Genomic DNA, 20,961 nt, shown 5'->3' with positions numbered 1-20,961 from the left:
ATACAAATGTTAAATTCTTTATAAGTGGGTATTAAGGGGTATCCCCCCTGCCAGGCATATTACCAGCACCGTTTTCGCAGACTTTCGTCATGAGCTCACATATAAGTATGTTGTAACTAATTTAAAGCAAAAAAAAGCGCGGTCTAACGCCGCGCAATGGATAATCAACTGCTACTACTTTTTTACTTTTTAGAATGACGTCCGTATACCGCCCAGGTGATGACCACACAAGCGACATAGAAGATCAGAAAGACTTTCATCGCATCGACCGGCGAACCAGTTAACGCCAGAGACGTACCAAATGCTTTCGGGATAAAGAAGCCGCCAATCGCACCAATGGCTGAGATAAAGCCCAACGCTGCCGCGGTGTCGGTTGCTGCTTCGCGCATTGCTTTCTCTTCTGAACCGCCTTCAGCTTTCACTCTGTCCATCGTCAGCTTGCGGAAGATAACGGAGATCATCTGGAAGGTTGAACCACTCCCCAGACCAGCCGTCAGGAACAATGCCAGGAACACCGCGAAGAAGGCGATAAAGTTGCCGCCAACGCCGTTTGATGGCAGCGTCAGGAACAGTAAGGCACTGAAAATAGCCATCAGCACAAAGTTCACCAGCGTTACACGGGTTCCGCCCAGACGGTCAGAGATTGCGCCACCCGCTGAACGAGCCAGCGCGCCAATCAACGGTCCAAAGAAGGCGTAATGCAGGATCTGTACCTCAGGAAACTGCGTTTTTGACAACATGGCAAAACCGGCAGAGAAACCGATGAATGAACCGAAGGTTGCCAGATACAGCAGGCTCATAATCCACAGATGCCCACGTTTCAGCACCGGCAATTGCTCTTTCAGCGACGCTTTTGAGGTTGCCAGTTCATTCATACCAAACCATGCAGCCAGCGTTAACACCGCAAGGAACGGTACCCAAATCCATGCGGCGTTTGCCAGATACAGCTGCGTACCATCCGGTTGTTCAACCCCGTGGCTACCAAATGCGGCAAAGATTGACAGTGAAACCACCAGCGGCGCAACCAACTGCATCACGCTGACGCCCATGTTGCCCAGGCCACCGTTCAGACCCAGCGCACCACCCTGTTTCTGTTTTGGAAAGAAGAAACTGATGTTTGCCATGCTGGACGCAAAGTTCGCACCGGCGAAACCGCACAACAGAGAGATAATAATAAAAGTACTAAACGGCGTGGAGGTATCCTGCACCGCAAAACCTAACCATACGCAAGGAATGATCAGGATACCGGTGCTAAACGCTGTCCAGCGACGTCCACCAAACAGGGGAACCATAAAGGAGTACGGAACACGCAGCAGCGCGCCTGACACCGAAGGTAATGCCGTCAGCATGAACAGCTGTTCAGTGGTGAAATCAAAACCGACTTTCGGTAAGTTCACCGCCACGGCGCTAAATAACATCCACACGCAAAACGCCAGCAGCAAGCAAGGGACTGAAATCCACAGGTTACGGCTGGCGATTCGTTGACCACGCTGCTGCCAGAAGGCGGGATCTTCCGGCCGCCATTCGGTAATTACAGCTCCAGATGCCCTTTCCGGGGCAGATGAGTGACTCATAGACACCTCTGATACTTGTTTCGATGCCTGCAACATTAGGGTTTACAGCTGGAGGTAAGTTGATATAAATCAAAGGAAAAGGTGTCATTATTCATGCCTAAAATTTATCATTACCCTAAATGAGTACATAACTTCGGTAAAAAAGATGTGGTTTTTCACGCTTCTGTCGCCCCCTACTCCCCCTCGCCCAGGATCTCTCCCTCCGCTGGCAATTAAGAGGTAGCCCGTTTGAGGTATGGGTATACTCCAGTGTATCGCCGAGAATAACGCCACTGCCTGCAGCAGAATCGTCATTCAATAAGGTTTTCTGTTCGACGAAAACCCGAAGGAACAAGTCACCATGTTTAAACGTTGTCTCTCCCCGCTTACGCTGGTCAACCAGGTGGCGCTGATTGTTTTATTGTCCACAGCCATCGGCGTGGCGGGTATGGCTGTCTCCGGCTGGCTGGTTCAGGGCGTTCAGGGTAGCGCCCATGCAATCAACAAAGCGGGATCGCTGCGCATGCAGAGTTATCGCCTGCTGGCAGCCGTACCGCTGGACGCTAGCGATCAACCGCTTCTGGATGAAATGGAGAAAACGGCGTTTAGCCCGGAGTTGACGCGTGCCGCAAAGCGAGACGGACAACAGGCGCAGTTAAAAGCACTACAGGATTACTGGCACACTGAACTGGCGCCGGGGCTTGCGCATGCGCAAACGCCTGATGCGGTAGCGCAAGATGTGACGCGCTTTGTAGGCGGTCTGGATAAGCTGGTTACCGCCTTTGACCATACCACCGAATTACGCATTGAACGCGTCGTCCTGCTGCATCGCTTGATGGCCATATTTATGGCATTGCTGCTGGTTTTCACCATTATCTGGCTGCGCGTGCGCCTGTTAGAGCCGTGGAAACAGCTGCTGGCGATGGCGCGAGCCGTCAGCCAACGTGATTTTACCCAACGCGCGCGTATCAGCGGGCGTAATGAGATGGCCGCTCTGGGTTCGGCACTGAATAATATGTCGGAAGAACTGGCCGAAAGTTACGCCGTGCTGGAACAGCGGGTACAGGAGAAAACGGCGGGTCTGGAGCACAAAAATCAGATCCTTTCTTTTCTGTGGCAAGCCAACCGCCGCCTGCACTCTCAGGTGCCGTTGTGCGAACGCCTCTCTCCGGTGCTGAACGGTCTGCAAAATTTGACCTTGCTACATGATATTGAACTCCGGGTTTACGACCTGGAAGATGAAGACAATCATCAGGAATTTACCTGTCAGTCCAATGCCAGCTGTGATGAAAAAGGTTGCCATCTGTGTCCTCGCGGCACGCTGCCCGCGATTGACGGCGGGATCACATTGAAATGGCGGCTGACCGATGCGCATACCCAATATGGTATTCTGCTCGCCACCTTGCCGAACGGACGCCATCTCAGCCACGATCAGCAACAGCTGGTTGATACCCTGGTTGAGCAACTGACCGCAACGCTCGCGCTCGACAGACATCAGGAGCGTCAACAGCAGTTGATCGTGATGGAAGAGCGTGCCACCATTGCACGCGAACTTCATGATTCTATTGCACAATCGCTCTCTTGTATGAAGATGCAGGTTAGCTGTTTGCAGATGCAGGGCGATGCGCTTTCAGATAACTGTCGCGAGTTGCTCAGCCAGATACGTAACGAGCTGAATGCTTCATGGGCACAACTGCGTGAGCTGTTAACCACCTTCCGTTTACAGCTCACGGAACCTGGATTACGACCGGCGCTGGAAGCCAGCTGTCAGGAGTACAGCGCCCGTTTTGGATTTACGGTTAAGCTGGATTATCAGCTACCGCCACGCCTGGTCCCTTCGCATCAGGCGATTCACCTGCTACAAATTGCGCGCGAAGCCCTGAGTAATGCACTTAAACACTCTCAGGCCAATGAAGTGGTCGTGACGGTGGTGCAAAATGGCAAGCAGGTCAAACTAACAGTGCAAGATAACGGCTGCGGCGTACCGGAAAACGCCGAACGCAGTAACCACTACGGCATGATTATAATGCGCGACCGTGCGCAGAGCTTGCGCGGCGATTGCCGCGTACGCCGTCGCGAGACGGGCGGTACTGAAGTTGCTGTCACTTTTATTCCCGAAACAAACTTCACAGAAGTCCAAGGAGATACCCATGAGTAATCTGGAACCGGCAACCATCCTGTTGATCGACGATCATCCGATGCTGCGAACCGGTGTAAAACAGCTTGTCAGCATGGCGCCCGATATTACCGTTGTCGGCGAAGCCAGCAATGGTGAGCAGGGTATCGAGCTGGCTGAATCCCTTGATCCCGATCTGATCCTGCTTGATCTCAACATGCCCGGCATGAACGGCCTGGAAACTCTCGATAAGCTGCGTGAAAAGTCACTGTCGGGCCGTATCGTTGTGTTTAGCGTATCCAATCATGAAGAAGACGTAGTTACCGCACTGAAACGCGGCGCTGACGGTTATCTGCTGAAAGATATGGAGCCTGAAGATTTACTCAAAGCCTTACAGCAGTCAGCGGCCGGTGAAATGGTGCTGAGTGAGGCCTTAACGCCGGTTCTGGCCGCCAGCCTGCGTGCTAATCGTGCAACGTCGGACCGTGATGTCACCCAACTGACACCGCGTGAGCGCGACATTCTCAAGCTCATTGCCCAGGGGCTGCCGAACAAGATGATCGCCCGCCGTCTGGACATCACTGAAAGTACGGTAAAAGTCCATGTGAAGCATATGTTGAAGAAAATGAAGCTCAAATCACGCGTCGAAGCCGCGGTATGGGTACATCAGGAACGCATTTTCTGATAACGCGTTGATGCTTCATTGCTAACGAGGATCATTTTCCGAAACGGTAATAAACGGTTCGGTCAGTGATAGCGTGATCTCATTGGAAGAGACACGCTGACCCTGCTCATCTTCTACCACCACAGACAACCGCCAGCGGTTTGTCGCGCCTTCGCTGCTGTCCCACTTCGGCATAATAATCGTCCAACCTTGCGTGCTTCGGTTATCGCTACCCGCCGTTAAACTCAACGCCTGAGTATCACCCTGCCAGGTCAAATGGCGGATCCCATGCAAACTACGCACCTGCAGCTTCAGCGCCACCGTCTCACCAGACTTGAGATCCCAGGGCGGCGTGGCCAAAAATACCGACAATGTTTTACGCTGGCGATATTCCAGCGTCGGCAGATTGTTACGCTGCGGATCGTCATAACGACTGCCGCGCAGCGATCGGCTGTTTGCCACCTCGCTGACCATCAGCTGTTTTTTTAGCGGCACGCCAAAGCGGTAATTCAGTGTTAAGCCGAGGTTATTCTGGCTGACTCCGCTTTCGCCCTGCTTATGTTGTGCCGTCACGGTAATCAACGGCACCGGGGTATAGCTCAATCCCAGATTCACCGCCACAGGATTGTGGTACCCGGTTCCGGAATGAAACAGATCCACCCGGTCGCCAAAATACTGTTCCACGCTGACGCTGGTATTGAGGTGTTGATAGAACGGCATGCGCATTTGCGCAGTCAGGTCGTAGCCGCGGGCCATCCGTTGTTCCTGGGTTGCGGAACGCTCCTGCCAGGAGGACAGCGGTTGGTAATAGTTAGCGGATAAGCGCAAGAATTCACCCCACGCCTCGGCGCCAAGTCCTCCCCGGGGCAGATTTTCATCCAACAGGTTGTCATAAAAGGTGTTGTAACCCAGAAACCAGCCGTCGCGTACCCAGCGCTGCCCAATCCCCGCATTGCTGACTAAACCTTCGTCCTGTTGCGTCAGCCCCAACTGGCTCCAGGTTAAATATCGTTGATTGTCCTGCCATGGGATAAACCAGCTTCCCCGACTTCCGGTAAAGCTGCCTTCGTTATCCATCTGCAATCCAACGCTGGCGTTTCCCCAGGGAGAGAGCCAGGATTCCAGTTGCTGATTAACCTGTTCACTGACCGTGTCACGCACCTGACCAAACGCGAACTGCTTCGCCTGTTCACCCGTATCAAGCCCGTTATCGGTCATGCTGGCTTCACCAAACGCTTTGACCATTTCAGCAAAGTGCTTTTCGCCTGCCCGCGACTCCGGCGCCATACCGAGATCGGGTAAGCCATCACTATTGTTATCGAAAGGGTTTTCAGCCTGGTGAATAAAAGATGTCCGTGCGTTGGCAATACCGCCTGCCAATGGCAAGAGTGAGAATACAGCGAGAGAAAAATAAATATTACGGCTCAAATCGTCAGTTGTCTCTTATATCAATTAATTAGACACACTTAACCTAAACCATAACGTCTTCGGCTGTTAATTGCAGCCTTTATCCCCGTTTTCGGGATTTTCTGACATGGATAATTAGAGGTACCCACTCCTGCAACCATGCTTTCTTTCCCACATCAGGAACAGGGAGTAACATACACGCCAGGAATTATCCCTTCCATCTGACAACAGGAGTAATAATGCAAAAGATAGTGATCGTCGCGAACGGTGCGGCCTATGGAAGCGAATCGTTATTTAATAGCCTGCGTCTGGCCATCGCCCTGCGCGAACAGGAAGCGGATCTCGACCTGCGTCTGTTTTTAATGTCGGACGCGGTAACGGCGGGGCTTAGCGGTCAAAAACCTGCGGAAGGATATAATATTCAGCAAATGCTGGAGATCCTGACAGCGCAAAATGTGCCGGTCAAACTGTGTAAAACCTGTACCGATGGCCGTGGGATCACGACGCTACCGTTAATTGACGGAGTAGCCGTCGGCACGCTGGTTGAACTGGCTCAATGGACGTTGGCTGCAGATAAAGTATTAACCTTCTGATACACCGCTTCAGGCAAGCTCACTGAAAGTGTCGATAATTTCCGGATTTAATCGTAGATGGGCGCGGTTTCGTTGAACGTTAGCACGCCTTTTCAACCCTTTTGAGGGATTTTGTCACTTTTGTTTAATCGTTATGCCATTTTTTGATCAAAATCAGCATCCTGTTGCCCCCCCTTTGGTGTTATGCAATGAGTGAAATGTGAACAACATCACGCAGCACTTTCGACAGAAAGTACGTTGTTTTCAAGAACGGGGTGAAAAATGGCATTAGTGAAGGCGAGTTTAAAGTTATTTGGTGGTGATACGGTAGTCGTGCGCTGTTCTGAGCGTTGCCACATCCACCTGATGAGCGAGAAAAATCACGTCAAAGACACGCAGTCCGACATCTTAAGCGTGCAGGATCGTGATAACGCATGGTTAACCGTACCGTATACCGGCGTCTGGAATGTGCTGATCGACAGCCATAGCCAGTCGCTTGAGCATTCGATAAGTTTTATTGCAGCCTAAGCGTTAAACGCCCGATAAGCACCTGGCTTATCGGGCATACAACATCGGGCGATATTAGGCAAATCCTGGACGCATAACACCTTCCGGCAGATTCTCTCCCAACAATCGTTTGACCGTGATCACCAGATCGTTAAGACAATCATCCTGCATCCCCAACTTGACCAGCTCCTGTTCCAGTGAGAACAGATACTGGGCGTTGGTGCCTAAAGGTCCGCTCGCCGCGGCGATAAGCGGCGCAATAACCTGCGCGCGCGTGTCTGACTCAAACAGCGGATGACGCGGATCCATAATAAAGACCAGTGCGTTCACCGTCCTGCCGTCATCAAGCGCCAACTGACACCAGGTCGGCAGATAACAGCCGGTGATCATTTCTCGCTTCCACAGCAGTGAAAGCTCTTGTTCCAGGGACGCGTCCGGCAAACGGTAGGCCACACCGGTGGTGCGTCCGCCCTCTTTCAGGGCCAGCATACGTCCTGGCTGACACGCCGTTCCTCGCCCCGCCGTCAGACGCAGGCAAAAGGCACGGTGCCAGCCGACTAACGTCCCGGTACAGGACTCTTCAAATTCTAAGGCCGGGTTCCACATCAATGATCCATAACCGAAGATCCACACCGGTCCATCATCTGGTCGGCATGCAAGCGTGGCGGCCAGTGAGGCTGCACGTTGTTCCGCTGACCAGAGTAGTGATTCTTCAATAGCACCAAATGCCGTCTTGCAGTCGGCATTCAATAAAAAATCACGCGTTAACACCTTACACCTCCGCCACTGCTGCTTCCCTGCGACAACTTTTTTGACGCCTTCCGGGCTTTTTAACTGCTCATTTTGAAACCAATAGCTGGACAATAGGCAATTCACCGCTCGCTTGCAAGCCAGCAACGGCGCGGCGTAGCACGATTCGCTAACGCCTGATGCAAGCTAGTTCATAAAGGCATTATAATTGATACTGTTACGCCTTTTTATGCCATTTATCATCATCACCTTTTTGATAATCATTTTTGACCGCGGCCCACGCCACCTTGTGTGCTGTCTCTTCTCGGGTAGCATCATCACGACGGTCAGATTTATCTTTATATTGTTCCCAGGCGCTGTTGAAAGCTTCTTTGTAGATGTCCTGAGCATGGGCTGGCAGAACATGCTGCACGCTTTCAGGCAGATCGCTTTTGGATTTATATGGCATTGTGAACTCCTCTTTTTAGGCTAAACCTTAAGTGTGGTTAACAATGCGGTGATGCGCCAATAATGGGCATTTATAGAAAATTTCTTCATCTAACCTTCTGTTAATTAAACAGTCTATAAACTAGAACTTTGTTTTTGACCGCTTTGAGAGGAAAAATAAGCGATGTAGTAAAATTTCGTAAAATGTCACCTACAAAACCAGGTTTTCTGTTATTTTTTACATTCTTTAATACTTTTTATAATTATATACCCTAAATAATTCGAGTTGCTTAAAGGTGGCAAGGGAGTGAATCCCCAGGAGCATAGATAACTATGTGACGGGGGTGAGCGAGCGTAGCCAACGCATAAGCAACTTGAAGTATGACGGGTATAAATACCTGCAGAGACGGAGAATTAATTCAATGACACACGTACATGAGGCGGTAAAAACCCGCCACAAGGAGACCTCTCTCGTCTTCCCGATTTTGGCACTGGTAGTACTGTTCTTATGGGGGAGCAGTCAGTCACTACCAGTGGTCATCGGCATTAATGCGCTGGCCCTTATTGGTATATTAAGCAGTGCATTCAGTGTTGTCCGTCATGCGGATGTATTAGCACATCGACTTGGCGAACCCTACGGGTCGCTGATCCTCAGCCTGTCCGTTGTTATTCTTGAAGTCAGCTTAATCTCCGCATTAATGGCGACCGGCGATGCAGCGCCTACGCTCATGCGCGATACGCTATATTCAATCATTATGATCGTAACCGGCGGCCTGGTCGGTTTTTCATTACTGTTAGGTGGCCGTAAATTTGCCACTCAGTATATGAATCTGTTTGGTATTAAGCAGTATTTAATCGCCCTGTTTCCGCTGGCCATTATTGTACTGGTGTTCCCGATGGCTTTACCGGGTGCAAATTTCACTACCGCGCAGGCGCTATTAGTGGCATTAATTTCTGCGGCGATGTACGGCGTATTTTTGCTGATACAAACTAAAACGCACCAGAGTCTGTTCATTTACGAGCATGAAGACGAGGGTGACGACGACGACCCGCATCACGGTAAACCGTCAGCACATAGCAATTTATGGCACGCTGCCTGGCTTATCATTCATCTGATCGCCGTTATTGCTGTGACCAAGATGAACGCCAGCCCGCTGGAGACATTGCTGACTGAACTGAATGCGCCGGTCGCCTTTACCGGTTTCCTGGTAGCGTTACTGATCCTCTCTCCTGAAGGGCTGGGTGCGCTGAAAGCGGTTCTGAGCAACCAGGTACAACGGGCGATGAATTTGTTTTTCGGTTCAGTATTAGCCACCATTTCACTGACCGTTCCGGTAGTGACTCTGATCGCATGGGCAACCGGGAATGATTTGGTCTTTGCGCTGGGCGCGCCAGAGATGATTGTGATGGTTTCATCACTGGTACTGTGCCACATCTCTTTCTCCACCGGACGCACCAACGTGCTTAACGGTGCGGCGCATCTGGCGCTGTTTATCGCCTATCTGATGACGATATTTGCCTGATTAGTCTTTCTGATAGAACCCACGGCCCTTCTCAGGGCCGTTTTCTTTTACCGCTCACAGCTCCGGATAAACCTGTTGACCATCGACAAACGTTAATAACGACTCCGTTTGGTGCAATTTGTCTGCCGGAATAGCCATAATATCCTGATTAAGTACCGCAAAATCGGCGAACTTACCTTCCCGCAAACTACCCCTCTGCTGTTCTGCAAAAGCCAGCCAGGCGGCATTTCGGGTATACATTTTTAACGCATCTTCCCGACTTAATTGGCGGGTGTCATGGCGTACTGAGCCGTCGAGTGCTTTACCTGTGACATGATACTCAATGGCATGCCACACTCCCGCAACGCCAATCCGCGTCGCATCTGTACCGCCGGCAACGATTACCCCCTGCTCTAACGCGGGTTGAACTGGTGATGAGAGTGCCGCCACCGTTTTACCATTTGCGCGTCCAATGGCGGGAGATTCAAAATATGGCCCCATCTGGACAGAATAGGCCAAGCCGAGTTTCTTCATGCGGGTAATTGTTTCTGGCGTACCGGTATTGAGATGCGCAATAGACCAGCGTAACGGAGCAATGTCATACGATTTAGCCACCTCGCTAATGAGATCTAAAATCGCATCCGCACTGTCATCGGTATAGGCATGTATTTCTACGGCGACCCCTTCCTGGGCGGCAAGCTGGAGCACCTTAAATTGTTCTTGTTGGGATTGTGCAGAAGACTTAAATCCAGATGACATCCGTACGCCGTCATTCATTGCCATCACCAGGCTTTCACCGAAGCCCAGAAAGGCTATTCTGCCGTCATCGTGTATTGCCGGGCGAAATGCCAGACGTTGTTTAAACCATTCCGTTTCATTACCAGGCGGTGCGGATAAACGATATCCAACACGTATCCTGAGAGGTTGCTGCTGCTGAAGTTTAAAGAAATCACGATAAGCTTGCTCATGCCCGGCAGAAGGATCGATAAACCCGACCACGCCGCGTTTATTTAAATAACGAACAAAGGCGTTAAGGTTCTTTTCAACATCGGAAGTCTGGCTAATCTGGGCGAAAAGCTGGTTAAAACTGCCAATGGTCCCGCGCAATTTCCCCGTTGCCAGCCCTTTGTCATCGCGTTCTATCACGATCCCTGCCGGAACATCCGGCTGTGGACTATTAAGTTTTAGGGTCTCGATAGCCTTTTGATTTAACAGGGCATAGTCATAAAGGCTTTGTATATACGCAGGATGCTGAGGCACCGCCTGATTCAGTTCCTGAACCGTCGGATCCCGTTTTTCAGCAAATTGTTCAGGTATCCATGAGCCAGCCACCGCCACCCATTGCGCAGTATTTTTCTGTGCCGCAGATTGCGACAATTTATTTAACGCATCGGGTAAATTTTTAGTATCAAACCAGTAGGTTTCAAATAAAAACGTCCTCCCACCCCGAATGCCATGCAGATGCGCATCAATTAATCCCGGAATAACGGTTTGCCCCGTAAGATTGATTTCCTTCGTGTTCGGTCCGGACCATTTTTTCACCGTTTCATTATTACCCACCGCAATAATATGCCGCCCTTTTACCGCCAGCGCCTGCGCGTTGGGTTGTTGTTCATCCATGGTAATCAGCTTGCCGTTATACAAAATAACATCGGCCTTGTCCTGAGAATGCGCCAGAAATGAAGTTCCGATCAGAATTGCGGCCAACGTTGCTTTGCGAATAGCCGGAGGGGGAGTATTAAAGCGAAGTCCCAGTTTACCCATCATATTTATCTACCTTTTCACGTGATGAAAATCAGGAAAGCTGATGCCGCACCGCTACGCTGGCGATTCGCGCGCTGGCTAGCAGACGTTCGAAGGAATGCCCGCAACGCGCTTTTCCCGACAGGCCAAGCATTGTGGTACTGACGTAATCAGTCAGGCTGTCAGCCTCTTTAGGATGCCGCTGTGCGATAAAGTCGTGAATTTTATGTTCGGCAGCCGAGTAGAAATTCCGCGCGACCTTCCGCGCCTGCGGATCGTTACTGTGCGTGCCCTCCAGGACCAAACATCCCGGCGTATGCGGATCTGCGGCATAACGTCGCGCCGCCTCTTCAAGCAGATCGGTAAGACATGCAGAAACGGGTTTGTCGGGGCGCAAAATATCATCAAACGGAATCGCATCGGTTTGTACATAGCGACCAAGCACGCGTTCATAAAGACCGATTTTGTTCCCAAAAGCAGCATAGAAACTGGGGGGCTTGATCGACAACGCTGCGGTGACATCCGCCACGCTAACGGCGTCATAGCCATGTGCGTGAAACAAGGGTTGTACTTTGGCAACGGCCATTTCTGGATCAAAATTACGTGGGCGTCCAGGTGCTCGAGTGCATTTTGTAGTGTTCATTACAAATCCATTGACAGAAAACTGTGCACCTATTATATATCGATCACTACATAATTGTTCAAGGAGTACCTCATGTCTTCTTTTAATGGCAAGTCAGTTCTGGTTCTTGGCGGCAGTCGTGGGATTGGCGCGGCTATCGTGCGCCGTTTTGCCGCGGATGGCGCATCGGTTACCTTTACCTATTCAGGCTCCCCTGACGCTGCCAAAGCGCTTGCTGATGAGACGGGTACCCAGACAGCGCAAACCGATAGCGCCGATCGTAACGCCGTCATCAACCGGGTACGCGAAAGCGGCCCGCTGGACGTGCTGGTAGTTAATGCAGGCATTATTCTGTTTGGTGATGCGCTGGAGCAGGATCCGGATGACGTGGAGCGCCTGTTCCGGATTAACATTCACTCCCCATACTATGCGGCGGTGGAAGCGGCACGACAGATGCCTGACGGCGGACGCATTATCATTATTGGTTCTGTGAATGGCGACCGTATGCCTCTTGCTGGCCTGGCCTCTTATGCGGTGAGCAAATCAGCGCTGCAAGGGCTGGCCCGGGGGCTGGCACGTGATTTTGGACCGCGGGGCATTACGGTAAACGTGGTTCAACCAGGCCCTATTGATACCGATGCCAACCCGGAAGATGGCCCGCTGAAAGAGGTGATGCACAGTTTTATGGCGCTAAAACGACATGGCCGTCCAGAGGAAGTTGCGGGAATGGTTGCCTGGCTTGCAGGCCCTGAGGCTGGATTTGTGACGGGGGCAATGCATACAATTGATGGTGCGTTTGGCGCCTGACGCCCACCCTTAACACTTTTCTCAAACAGCAGTCCGAAGAGATATCTCTCCGGACTGCAACACTTTCTTAGTTCTCAGTATCCAGCTCGTCGAAGCTTTTAACCAGGTCATCAATCGCTTTAATCTGAGTCAGGAACTGTTCCAGTTTCGCCAGCGGCAGCGCGGATGGACCGTCGCATTTCGCATTGGCTGGATCAGGATGCGCTTCAATAAACAGACCGGCTAGACCTACCGCCATACCTGCGCGCGCCAGTTCAGTAACCTGCGCACGACGACCGCCGCTTGCTGCGCCAAACGGGTCACGGCATTGCAGCGCATGGGTAACGTCAAAAATCACCGGCGAGTTGCCAGAAACTTTCTTCATCACGCTGAAGCCCAGCATATCCACAACCAGGTTGTCATAACCAAAGTTCGCGCCACGGTCGCACAGAATTACTTTGTCGTTGCCGCCTTCATGGAATTTATCCACGATATTGCCCATCTGGCCCGGGCTTACGAACTGCGGTTTTTTCACGTTGATAACGGCACCGGTTTTCGCCATCGCTTCCACCAGATCGGTCTGACGAGCGAGGAAGGCCGGCAGCTGAATCACATCCACCACGTCAGCAACAGGCTGAGCCTGGCTGGCTTCGTGAACGTCGGTGATCACTTTTACGCCAAAAGTCTGCTTCAGTTCCTGGAAGATTTTCATCCCTTCTTCAAGGCCCGGCCCACGGTAAGAGTGGATGGAAGAACGGTTGGCTTTATCAAAGGAGGCTTTGAACACGTAAGGGATACCCAGCTTTTGAGTAACGGTTACGTAGTGCTCACAAATGCGCATCGCCAGATCGCGGGATTCCAGCACGTTCATTCCGCCAAACAGCACGAACGGCAGGTCATTTGCCACGTTGATGTCGCCAATGCTAACCACTTTTTGTTTCATAGGATCGCCTTAAACGGTAGGTAAAGTGTCATTAATCAATGCAATACAATTTGCTTGTGCGAAATAGTATTAATCTGCGCACGAATCATTTCGCTGATCGGGTCTTCCGGACACTGTTCAACGAAATAACTTAAATCGGTCAGCGCAACATGTTCACACTCCAGCTGCGCGTAAATTAATCCACGATCGCGTATTTCATACGGATCTTCAGGATTAAACTGTAATAGTGCTTCGCTGGCACGCAGCGCCAGCTCCATTTGCCGCTCTTCCATCAGCGATGATTTCAGCGTGTCGAGCAGCTTACGAATTACTTCTGCATTATCCGCCTCATCCAGGTCTTCGTTAAACAGCTCCGCGACCGGGCTGATATTCCCCTTCAGCCACACTTCCAGCGTGTGCTCATTTAACGTTTCGCCATTGAACGGATTGATTAGCCACATTTCGCCATCGAGCGATTCAATACGCAGGATGAGTTGTGTCGGGAAAATCACCGGCACCAGTGGCAGCTCCAGTCGGTTGGCAATCCACAATAAGATCGCACCCAGGGATACGGCGCTGCCCTGACGATTTTTCAGTACCTGATCAAGCCATAGTGCATCAGAAAGACGATAGACGCCGTGGGTATCCGTAAAACCCCATTCGCCGTAAAAAAGTGCCAGCAGTTTTTCCAGTTGCTCATCCTGAGACAGGAGCTGGCTAATTTCTTCTTGCGCCAGACTGACCAGACGTTCCAGTTCGTCATAGACAGTTTGTGTTGGAAAATCCAGACGGATAGACTCCGACGCCAGGATCATCCCATCACACAATGGCGCTTTATTAAATTCGAAATCAGCTAACGACCTCATGCTTACCCCAGTAACGGTATTTTTGTGGTGGCGAGTTTAATGATGATGTACAGCACCACCAGCGCCAGCGGAAAAGCGATTAATCGCGCCTGCTGACTGCGCGCCCGACGATAATCGAGCGCAATAAAACCCAAAACGATGTAAATGATAACCCCAAACAGCTTTTCAGTCAGCCATGTCCCGTGCTCAGTGAATGGCAGGATGTGCGCTTTAACCATTAACGCTACGCCGCTGAGTAATAAAACGGTATCGACAACCGGCGGCACGATGCGCGTCCAGCGCGCGCAGGCAAGGCACGAGTCGGTGTAACGCCACCAAAATCGCAGCATCAGCAAACCAACCGAAAGCGCAATGCTGATGAGATGGACGTTGAGTAACACACCGAAGGTACTCATGATGGGATGCGTCCAAGCGTAATTCGCTCGTTGCCGCCATAGTCACGACAGGTTTCAACCGCCAGGTAACCCGCACGAGTAAAGGCATCACGGACGGCCTCGCCCTGCTGCCAACCATGTTCCAGCAACAGATAGCCTCCGGGGGTTAACATGCGCTGAGACTGGTCGATGATATGCACGATATCCGCCAACCCCTGATCGCCCGCCACCAGCGCCGACAGCGGTTCAAAGCGAACGTCGCCTTGCGCCAGGTGCGGATCCTGTTCGTCGATATACGGCGGATTGCTGACAATCATGTCAAACTGCTGTCCCTGCAATGCGCTGAACCAGTTACTTTGCAGCACGCAAACATTGTCGATGCCCAGTTGCTGCTTGTTGCGAATGGCCAGTGCCACGGCATCAGGCATGCGGTCTACAGCTGTCACTGCACAATCCGGACGCTCGGTTGCCAGCGCCAGCGCAATGGCACCCGTGCCGGTTCCCAAATCGAGAATACGACACGCTGAGGCCGGCAGGCGAGCCAGCGCCTGCTCCACCAGACACTCGGTATCCGGACGCGGAATAAGCGTGGCTGGAGACACAAACAGCGGCAACGACCAGAACTCACGCACGCCGGTTAAGTGCGCCACCGGCTCTCCCCGCTGACGCCGCTCCAGTAGCGTATCAAGCTGTTGACGCTGCGCCTCGGTTAACTCCGTTTCGCCGAAAGCCAGAATAAAGGTGCGCCCTTTGCCAGTAACGAACTCGAGTAAAATCTCGGCGTCACGGCGCGGGCTTTCGCTTGCCTGTAATTGGCTTATCGCTTCACGCAGCCAGTGCTGATAATCCATTAATCCTGCTCGGACAATGCCGCCAGTTGATCGGCCTGGTATTCCTGGACAATCGGCTCAATGAGCATATCCAGTTTGCCTTCCATCGCTTCATCCAGACGGTAGAGCGTCAGGTTAATGCGGTGATCGGTCACACGACCCTGCGGGAAGTTATAGGTACGGTTACGATCACTGCGATCGCCACTGCCCAACAGGTTGCGGCGTTCAGAGGCTTCCGCCTGTTGACGTCTTGCCACTTCGGCCGCACGAATTCGCGCCCCCAGCACCGACATCGCTTTGGCTTTGTTTTTATGCTGTGAACGTTCGTCCTGGCATTCCACTACGATACCGGTCGGTAAGTGGGTAATACGGATTGCGGAGTCGGTGGTGTTAACGTGCTGACCGCCCGCGCCTGATGAACGGAAGGTGTCAATACGCAGATCGGCCGGGTTGATGTCCGGCAGTTCGGCATCCGGCAGTTCCGGCATAACCGCGACCGTACAGGCAGAGGTATGAATACGCCCCTGCGATTCCGTCGCAGGTACGCGCTGCACGCGATGGCCGCCAGACTCAAACTTCAGTCGCCCGTAAACGCCTTCGCCGCTAATCTTGGCAATGACTTCTTTAAACCCGCCATGCTCGCCTTCGCTGGCGCTCATGATCTCAACCCGCCAGCGACGCGATTCTGCGTAACGGCTGTACATGCGGAACAGATCGCCGGCAAACAGCGCCGCTTCATCACCACCGGTTCCCGCGCGCACTTCGAGGAAGGCGTTACGTTCGTCATCGGGATCTTTAGGTAATAGCAGGACCTGCAGATGCTGTTCCAGCTGCTCACATTTCTCTTTTGCTTCGCGCAGTTCATCCTGCGCCATTTCACGCATTTCAGGATCGTCGAGCATCATCTGAGCCGTCTCGATATCTTCCTGAACCTGTTGCCAGTCCGTAAAACAGCGAGATACATCGCTTAATTGCGCATATTCGCGCGACAGCGCACGAAAGCGATCCTGGTCTGCGATAGTACCCGCATCACCGAGCAGCGCCTGAACTTCTTCATGGCGTTCATGCAGGGCTTCCAGTTTGGCAACGATAGAAGGCTTCATAGGCGTAAATGCACCCTGTAAAAAATAAGATTGGTGTGCTGCTACTCCAGCCCGAGGCTGTCGCGCAGAATATTCAGGCGTTCACTATCCCCGTCACGGGCGGCCTGTTGAAGTGATTTGGTTGGTGCATGAATCAGGCGATTGGTCAGTTTCCAGGCCAGATCCTGCATAATGGCTTGCGCATCACCGCCCTGTTGAAGAGCGGCCAACGCTTTGGCGGTCAGTTCATCACGGATCTGTTCTGACTGACTGCGATACTCGCGGATAGTGTCGCTTGCGCCCTGGGCGCGTAGCCAGGCCATAAACTCGCTGGCTTCCTGCTCCACTATCGTTTCGGCTTCCACCGCCGCCGCTTTGCGCTGGGCCAGGTTATGCGAAATGATGCTTTGCAGGTCATCAACGCTGTACAGATAGGCGTTAGACAATTTACCCACTTCCGGCTCGACATCGCGCGGTACGGCGATATCCACCAGCAACATAGGCTGATTACGGCGGTTTTTAAGCGCACGTTCCACCATTCCTTTGCCGATAATCGGCAGCGGACTGGCGGTAGAACTGATAATGATATCGGCATCCTGTAAACGCGCGTCTATATCACTCAGTGAAATCACCTCGGCGCCGACTTCATCCGCCAGCACCTGCGCACGCTCGCGAGTGCGGTTGGCGATGATCATCTTCTTCACTTTGTGTTCGCGCAAATGACGCGCCACCAGCTCGATGGTCTCGCCTGCACCGACTAACAGCACGGTTACCGTGGAGAGCGATTCAAATATCTGCCGCGCCAGCGTACAGGCGGCAAAAGCCACGGAAACAGCGCTGGCGCCGATGTCAGTTTCTGTACGTACACGTTTTGCGACAGAGAATGATTTCTGGAACATGCGTTCCAGCGCACTGGCGTTCAGGTGACCTTTTTGCGAATCCGCAAACGCTTTTTTCACCTGCCCCAGAATTTGCGGTTCACCGAGCACCAGTGAATCCAGACCGCTGGCAACACGCATCAAATGACTGACCGCGTCGTTGTCCTGGTGCCAGTACAAGCTGTTGCGCAGATCGTCTTCATTGAGGTTATGGTATTCACACAGCCAGCGAACCAGCGCTTCTTGCAGGTTATCCTGCTCTTCAACGCTGAGGTACAGCTCCGTGCGGTTACACGTCGACAGCACTACCCCGCCCTGCACCATTGGCTGCGCGAGCAGGCTGTCCAGCGCCTGATCGAGCGTATCCGGCGAAAACGTTACGCGTTCTCGCAGCGATACAGGTGCCGTTTTATGGTTAATACCAAGCGCTAAAAGGGTCATGTGTGCGGGAATAGTACCAGCGTTGATAAGGTTAGACTGGGTGCATCATACAGGATGCGTGCGGTCAATAAAAGAGACTGACCCCTTTTGGAGTAATAGCTTAGTGCACAAATTTAAGCGATTTAAGATAACTTGAACGTAGACGATGTCTGATGGCGGCGCTAGCATTAAGAGTTATAACTGCAACGTATCTCAAGGATTTGTCATCATTATGACCCTGCCTGATTTTCGCCTGATTCGCCTGCTGCCGCTGGCGGCCCTGGTTCTTACTGCCTGTACGCTCAACGCGCCTAAAGGTCCCGGTAAAAGCCCCGATTCTCCGCAGTGGCGCCAGCACCAACAGGAAGTTCGCGCCCTGAACCAGTATCAGACGCGTGGTGCGTTTGCCTATATTTCCGATCAACAGAAAGTGTATGCCCGCTTTTTCTGGCAGCAAACCGGTCAGGATCGCTATCGTCTCCTGCTGACCAACCCACTGGGCAGCACGGAACTGGAACTTAATGCGCAGCCTGGCAACGTCGAACTGGTCGATAACAAAGGCAAGCATTACACCGCCGACGATGCTGAAGAGATGATCGGCAAACTGACCGGCATGCCTATCCCATTAAACAGCCTGCGCCAGTGGATCCTTGGACTGCCAGGTGACGCCACCGATTATAAGCTCGACGACCAATATCGTCTGAGTGAAGTGAACTACAGCAAAGACGGTAAAAACTGGAAAGTGGTCTATAGCGCCTACGACAGCAAAACCCAGCCAGCGATGCCAGCAAACATGGAGCTGTCCGACGGCTCCCAGCGTATTAAGCTGAAAATGGATAACTGGATTGTGAAATGATGACCCATTGGCCCTCTCCGGCAAAACTGAATTTGTTTTTATACATCACCGGACAGCGTGCGGACGGTTACCACACGCTGCAGACCTTATTTCAGTTTCTTGATTATGGCGACACGATAGATATTACGCCGCGTAGCGACGGCGAAATTCACCTGTTAACCCCAGTGGAAGGCGTTGCGCATGAAGACAATCTGATCGTCCGTGCGGCACGTTTGCTGATGAAAGCGGCATCTGAAAGCAATTGCCTTCCCAAAGGGAGCGGTGCGGACATCAGTATCGACAAACGCCTGCCGATGGGCGGCGGTCTTGGCGGAGGTTCGTCTAATGCGGCAACCGTTCTGGTGGCGTTGAACCATCTCTGGCAGTGCGGACTTTCGGTTGATGAACTGGCGGCACTCGGCTTAACGCTGGGGGCGGATGTTCCCGTATTCGTGCGCGGCCACGCGGCCTTTGCCGAAGGCGTTGGCGAAATTCTGACGCCGGTCGAGCCTGAGGAAAAGTGGTATCTGGTTGCTCATCCGGGAGTCAGTATTCCGACACCGGTGATTTTTAACGATCCCGACCTCCCGCGCAACACGCCAAAAAGGTCAATAAAAACGTTACTAAAATGTGAATTCGGCAATGATTGCGAGGTTATCGCAAGAAAACGTTTTCGCGAGGTTGATGCGGCGCTTTCCTGGCTGTTAGAATACGCGCCGTCGCGCCTGACTGGTACAGGGGCTTGTGTCTTTGCTGAATTTGACACTGAGTCTCGTGCTCGCCAGGTGCTTGAGCAAGCCCCGGAATGGCTCAAAGGCTTTGTGGCGAAAGGCGTCAACCTCTCCCCATTGCACAGAGCGTTACTCTAAATCCTTCGGATTTCAGGAAGATGGCGAAATGACGAATCGCCAGGTGCATACAACTTCAGTATGTAACTGGTGTGAGGAATTGATGCCAGCGCAAATGAAACGCGAAAGATAAAGAGTAAGCCGGGCAAGCTGAGTTGCGGTGACAACGTCACCCTGTTCCAGACGTTGCATCGCGCTCTTTAATACACCGCATGGAGAGGATACTGCCTGGCCCGCACAGTTTTCGGCAGATTCTTTCCACCAATGGACGCATGCCTGAGGTTCTTCTCGTGCCTGATATGAAGCTTTTTGCTGGTAACGCCACCCCGGAACTAGCACAACGTATTGCCAACCGCCTGTACACTTCACTCGGCGACGCCGCTGTAGGTCGCTTTAGCGACGGCGAAGTCAGCGTACAAATTAATGAAAATGTACGCGGTGGTGATATTTTCATCATCCAGTCCACTTGTGCCCCTACTAACGACAACCTGATGGAATTGGTCGTTATGGTTGATGCGCTGCGCCGTGCTTCCGCAGGCCGTATCACCGCCGTTATTCCTTACTTCGGCTATGCACGTCAGGATCGTCGCGTACGTTCCGCTCGTGTACCGATTACCGCTAAAGTCGTCGCTGATTTCCTGTCCAGCGTTGGCGTTGACCGCGTCCTCACCGTTGACCTGCATGCTGAACAGATCCAGGGCTTCTTTGACGTACCGGTTGATAACGTATTCGGTAGCCCGATCCTGTTAGAAGACATGCTGCAGCTGAACCTGGACAACCCGATTGTGGTTTCTCCGGATATCGGTGGCGTCGTGCGTGCCCGCGCTATCGCTAAACTGCTGAACGATACCGACATGGCTATCATCGACAAACGTCGCCCGCGTGCGAACGTTTCTCAGGTGATGCACATTATTGGTGACGTTGCAGGTCGTGACTGTGTTCTGGTTGATGACATGATCGATACCGGCGGTACGCTGTGCAAAGCAGCAGAAGCACTGAAAGAACGTGGTGCTAAACGCGTATTTGCGTACGCCACTCACCCGATCTTCTCAGGTAATGCGGCAAACAACCTGCGCAACTCAGTGATTGATGAAGTCGTTGTCTGTGACACTATTCCACTGACTGACGAAATCAAAGCGCTGCCAAACGTGCGTACATTGACCCTGTCGGGTATGCTGGCCGAAGCGATTCGTCGTATCAGCAACGAAGAATCCATCTCTGCTATGTTCGAGCATTAATCGAGCCCGGCTCAAAAACC

Annotated in this window: 21 protein-coding genes; 9 read left to right on the top strand and 12 right to left on the bottom strand. The window is 52.2% G+C overall.

The annotated features are described in order from the left end of the window. Positions 1 to 182: 182 nt before the first annotated feature. The gene (locus SK35_RS11405; protein ID WP_003833390.1) at positions 183 to 1,574 is read right to left on the bottom strand and encodes a NarK family nitrate/nitrite MFS transporter; all 1,392 of its coding nucleotides are present in this window, start codon (positions 1,572 to 1,574) and stop codon (positions 183 to 185) included. 340 nt (positions 1,575 to 1,914) lie between these two features. Here SK35_RS11405 and narX point away from each other — a divergent pair, with 340 nt between their 5' ends. Beyond that, complete coding sequence (narX, locus tag SK35_RS11400; protein WP_003833391.1) at positions 1,915 to 3,711, top strand: nitrate/nitrite two-component system sensor histidine kinase NarX; 1,797 nt, start codon at positions 1,915 to 1,917, stop codon at positions 3,709 to 3,711. Continuing rightward, positions 3,704 to 4,354 (top strand): two-component system response regulator NarL, encoded by a 651-nt coding sequence (gene narL, locus SK35_RS11395; RefSeq protein ID WP_003833392.1) that lies wholly within the window; start codon positions 3,704 to 3,706, stop codon positions 4,352 to 4,354. The genes narX and narL overlap by 8 nt, the downstream gene beginning before the upstream one ends. A gap of 21 nt (positions 4,355 to 4,375) precedes the next feature. Here narL and SK35_RS11390 read toward each other — a convergent pair whose 3' ends face one another. Beyond that, positions 4,376 to 5,761: a YchO/YchP family invasin gene (locus tag SK35_RS11390; RefSeq protein WP_048216247.1), complete on the bottom strand. Its 1,386-nt coding sequence runs from the start codon at positions 5,759 to 5,761 to the stop codon at positions 4,376 to 4,378. 218 nt (positions 5,762 to 5,979) lie between these two features. On the opposite strand from SK35_RS11390, the gene SK35_RS11385 reads away from it, so the two are divergent. Continuing rightward, entirely contained in the window at positions 5,980 to 6,333 is a 354-nt protein-coding gene (locus tag SK35_RS11385) for a DsrE/DsrF/TusD sulfur relay family protein (RefSeq protein ID WP_048216246.1), read from the top strand. A 261-nt stretch (positions 6,334 to 6,594) separates the two neighbouring features. Continuing rightward, on the top strand, positions 6,595 to 6,840 hold the full coding sequence (locus tag SK35_RS11380; RefSeq protein WP_038641131.1) for a DUF1883 domain-containing protein: 246 nt from the start codon (positions 6,595 to 6,597) through the stop codon (positions 6,838 to 6,840). A 54-nt stretch (positions 6,841 to 6,894) separates the two neighbouring features. Here SK35_RS11380 and SK35_RS11375 read toward each other — a convergent pair whose 3' ends face one another. After that, on the bottom strand, positions 6,895 to 7,590 hold the full coding sequence (locus SK35_RS11375) for a gamma-glutamylcyclotransferase (protein WP_016156738.1): 696 nt from the start codon (positions 7,588 to 7,590) through the stop codon (positions 6,895 to 6,897). A gap of 196 nt (positions 7,591 to 7,786) precedes the next feature. Next, complete coding sequence (chaB, locus tag SK35_RS11370; protein WP_008784971.1) at positions 7,787 to 8,017, bottom strand: putative cation transport regulator ChaB; 231 nt, start codon at positions 8,015 to 8,017, stop codon at positions 7,787 to 7,789. A gap of 400 nt (positions 8,018 to 8,417) precedes the next feature. Here chaB and chaA point away from each other — a divergent pair, with 400 nt between their 5' ends. After that, complete coding sequence (chaA, locus tag SK35_RS11365) at positions 8,418 to 9,518, top strand: sodium-potassium/proton antiporter ChaA (protein WP_048216245.1); 1,101 nt, start codon at positions 8,418 to 8,420, stop codon at positions 9,516 to 9,518. 54 nt (positions 9,519 to 9,572) lie between these two features. On the opposite strand, the gene SK35_RS11360 is transcribed toward chaA, so the two are convergent. Together SK35_RS11360 and SK35_RS11355 are read right to left on the bottom strand one after the other, a co-directional pair. Continuing rightward, the gene (locus SK35_RS11360; protein WP_053069273.1) at positions 9,573 to 11,264 is read right to left on the bottom strand and encodes an amidohydrolase; all 1,692 of its coding nucleotides are present in this window, start codon (positions 11,262 to 11,264) and stop codon (positions 9,573 to 9,575) included. 28 nt (positions 11,265 to 11,292) lie between these two features. Beyond that, positions 11,293 to 11,883 carry a TetR/AcrR family transcriptional regulator gene (locus SK35_RS11355; protein ID WP_048216244.1) on the bottom strand — a complete coding sequence of 197 codons (591 nt, stop codon included), beginning with the start codon at positions 11,881 to 11,883 and terminating at the stop codon, positions 11,293 to 11,295. Between the two features lie 72 nt (positions 11,884 to 11,955). On the opposite strand from SK35_RS11355, the gene bdcA reads away from it, so the two are divergent. After that, a complete protein-coding gene (bdcA, locus tag SK35_RS11350) occupies positions 11,956 to 12,669 on the top strand; it encodes an SDR family oxidoreductase (RefSeq protein WP_048216243.1) in 714 nt (237 codons plus the stop codon). Positions 12,670 to 12,736: 67 nt separating this feature from the next. On the opposite strand, the gene kdsA is transcribed toward bdcA, so the two are convergent. Genes kdsA through hemA form a run of 6 tightly spaced genes read right to left on the bottom strand, consistent with a single transcriptional unit; the run spans position 12,737 to position 18,041 of the window. After that, positions 12,737 to 13,591 (bottom strand): 3-deoxy-8-phosphooctulonate synthase, encoded by an 855-nt coding sequence (gene kdsA / locus SK35_RS11345; RefSeq protein WP_003020772.1) that lies wholly within the window; start codon positions 13,589 to 13,591, stop codon positions 12,737 to 12,739. Positions 13,592 to 13,626: 35 nt separating this feature from the next. Then, a complete protein-coding gene (gene sirB1, locus SK35_RS11340; protein WP_003020775.1) occupies positions 13,627 to 14,436 on the bottom strand; it encodes an invasion regulator SirB1 in 810 nt (269 codons plus the stop codon). A gap of 2 nt (positions 14,437 to 14,438) precedes the next feature. After that, complete coding sequence (gene sirB2, locus SK35_RS11335) at positions 14,439 to 14,831, bottom strand: invasion regulator SirB2 (protein WP_048216242.1); 393 nt, start codon at positions 14,829 to 14,831, stop codon at positions 14,439 to 14,441. After that, on the bottom strand, positions 14,828 to 15,661 hold the full coding sequence (gene prmC / locus SK35_RS11330) for a peptide chain release factor N(5)-glutamine methyltransferase (protein WP_048216241.1): 834 nt from the start codon (positions 15,659 to 15,661) through the stop codon (positions 14,828 to 14,830). The genes sirB2 and prmC overlap by 4 nt, the downstream gene beginning before the upstream one ends. Further along, positions 15,661 to 16,743, bottom strand: a complete 1,083-nt coding sequence (gene prfA, locus SK35_RS11325; protein WP_003020786.1) for a peptide chain release factor 1 — start codon at positions 16,741 to 16,743, stop codon at positions 15,661 to 15,663. Before prfA ends, prmC begins: the two co-directional genes overlap by 1 nt. A gap of 41 nt (positions 16,744 to 16,784) precedes the next feature. Then, entirely contained in the window at positions 16,785 to 18,041 is a 1,257-nt protein-coding gene (hemA, locus tag SK35_RS11320) for a glutamyl-tRNA reductase (RefSeq protein WP_048216240.1), read from the bottom strand. A 211-nt stretch (positions 18,042 to 18,252) separates the two neighbouring features. Between hemA and lolB the strand changes: the two genes are divergently transcribed. From lolB to prs, 3 genes are all read left to right on the top strand, one after another. Continuing rightward, positions 18,253 to 18,876, top strand: a complete 624-nt coding sequence (gene lolB / locus SK35_RS11315; protein ID WP_003833422.1) for a lipoprotein insertase outer membrane protein LolB — start codon at positions 18,253 to 18,255, stop codon at positions 18,874 to 18,876. Continuing rightward, complete coding sequence (gene ispE, locus SK35_RS11310; protein ID WP_048216239.1) at positions 18,873 to 19,724, top strand: 4-(cytidine 5'-diphospho)-2-C-methyl-D-erythritol kinase; 852 nt, start codon at positions 18,873 to 18,875, stop codon at positions 19,722 to 19,724. Before lolB ends, ispE begins: the two co-directional genes overlap by 4 nt. A gap of 269 nt (positions 19,725 to 19,993) precedes the next feature. After that, the gene (gene prs / locus SK35_RS11305; RefSeq protein ID WP_001518537.1) at positions 19,994 to 20,941 is read left to right on the top strand and encodes a ribose-phosphate diphosphokinase; all 948 of its coding nucleotides are present in this window, start codon (positions 19,994 to 19,996) and stop codon (positions 20,939 to 20,941) included. Positions 20,942 to 20,961: the final 20 nt, after the last annotated feature.

The organism is Citrobacter sp. MGH105 (assembly GCF_001037485.2).
Classification (GTDB): domain Bacteria; phylum Pseudomonadota; class Gammaproteobacteria; order Enterobacterales; family Enterobacteriaceae; genus Citrobacter; species Citrobacter portucalensis.
Note: the sequence above shows the minus strand (reverse complement) of the source record. Positions and strands in the feature narration are given on the sequence as shown.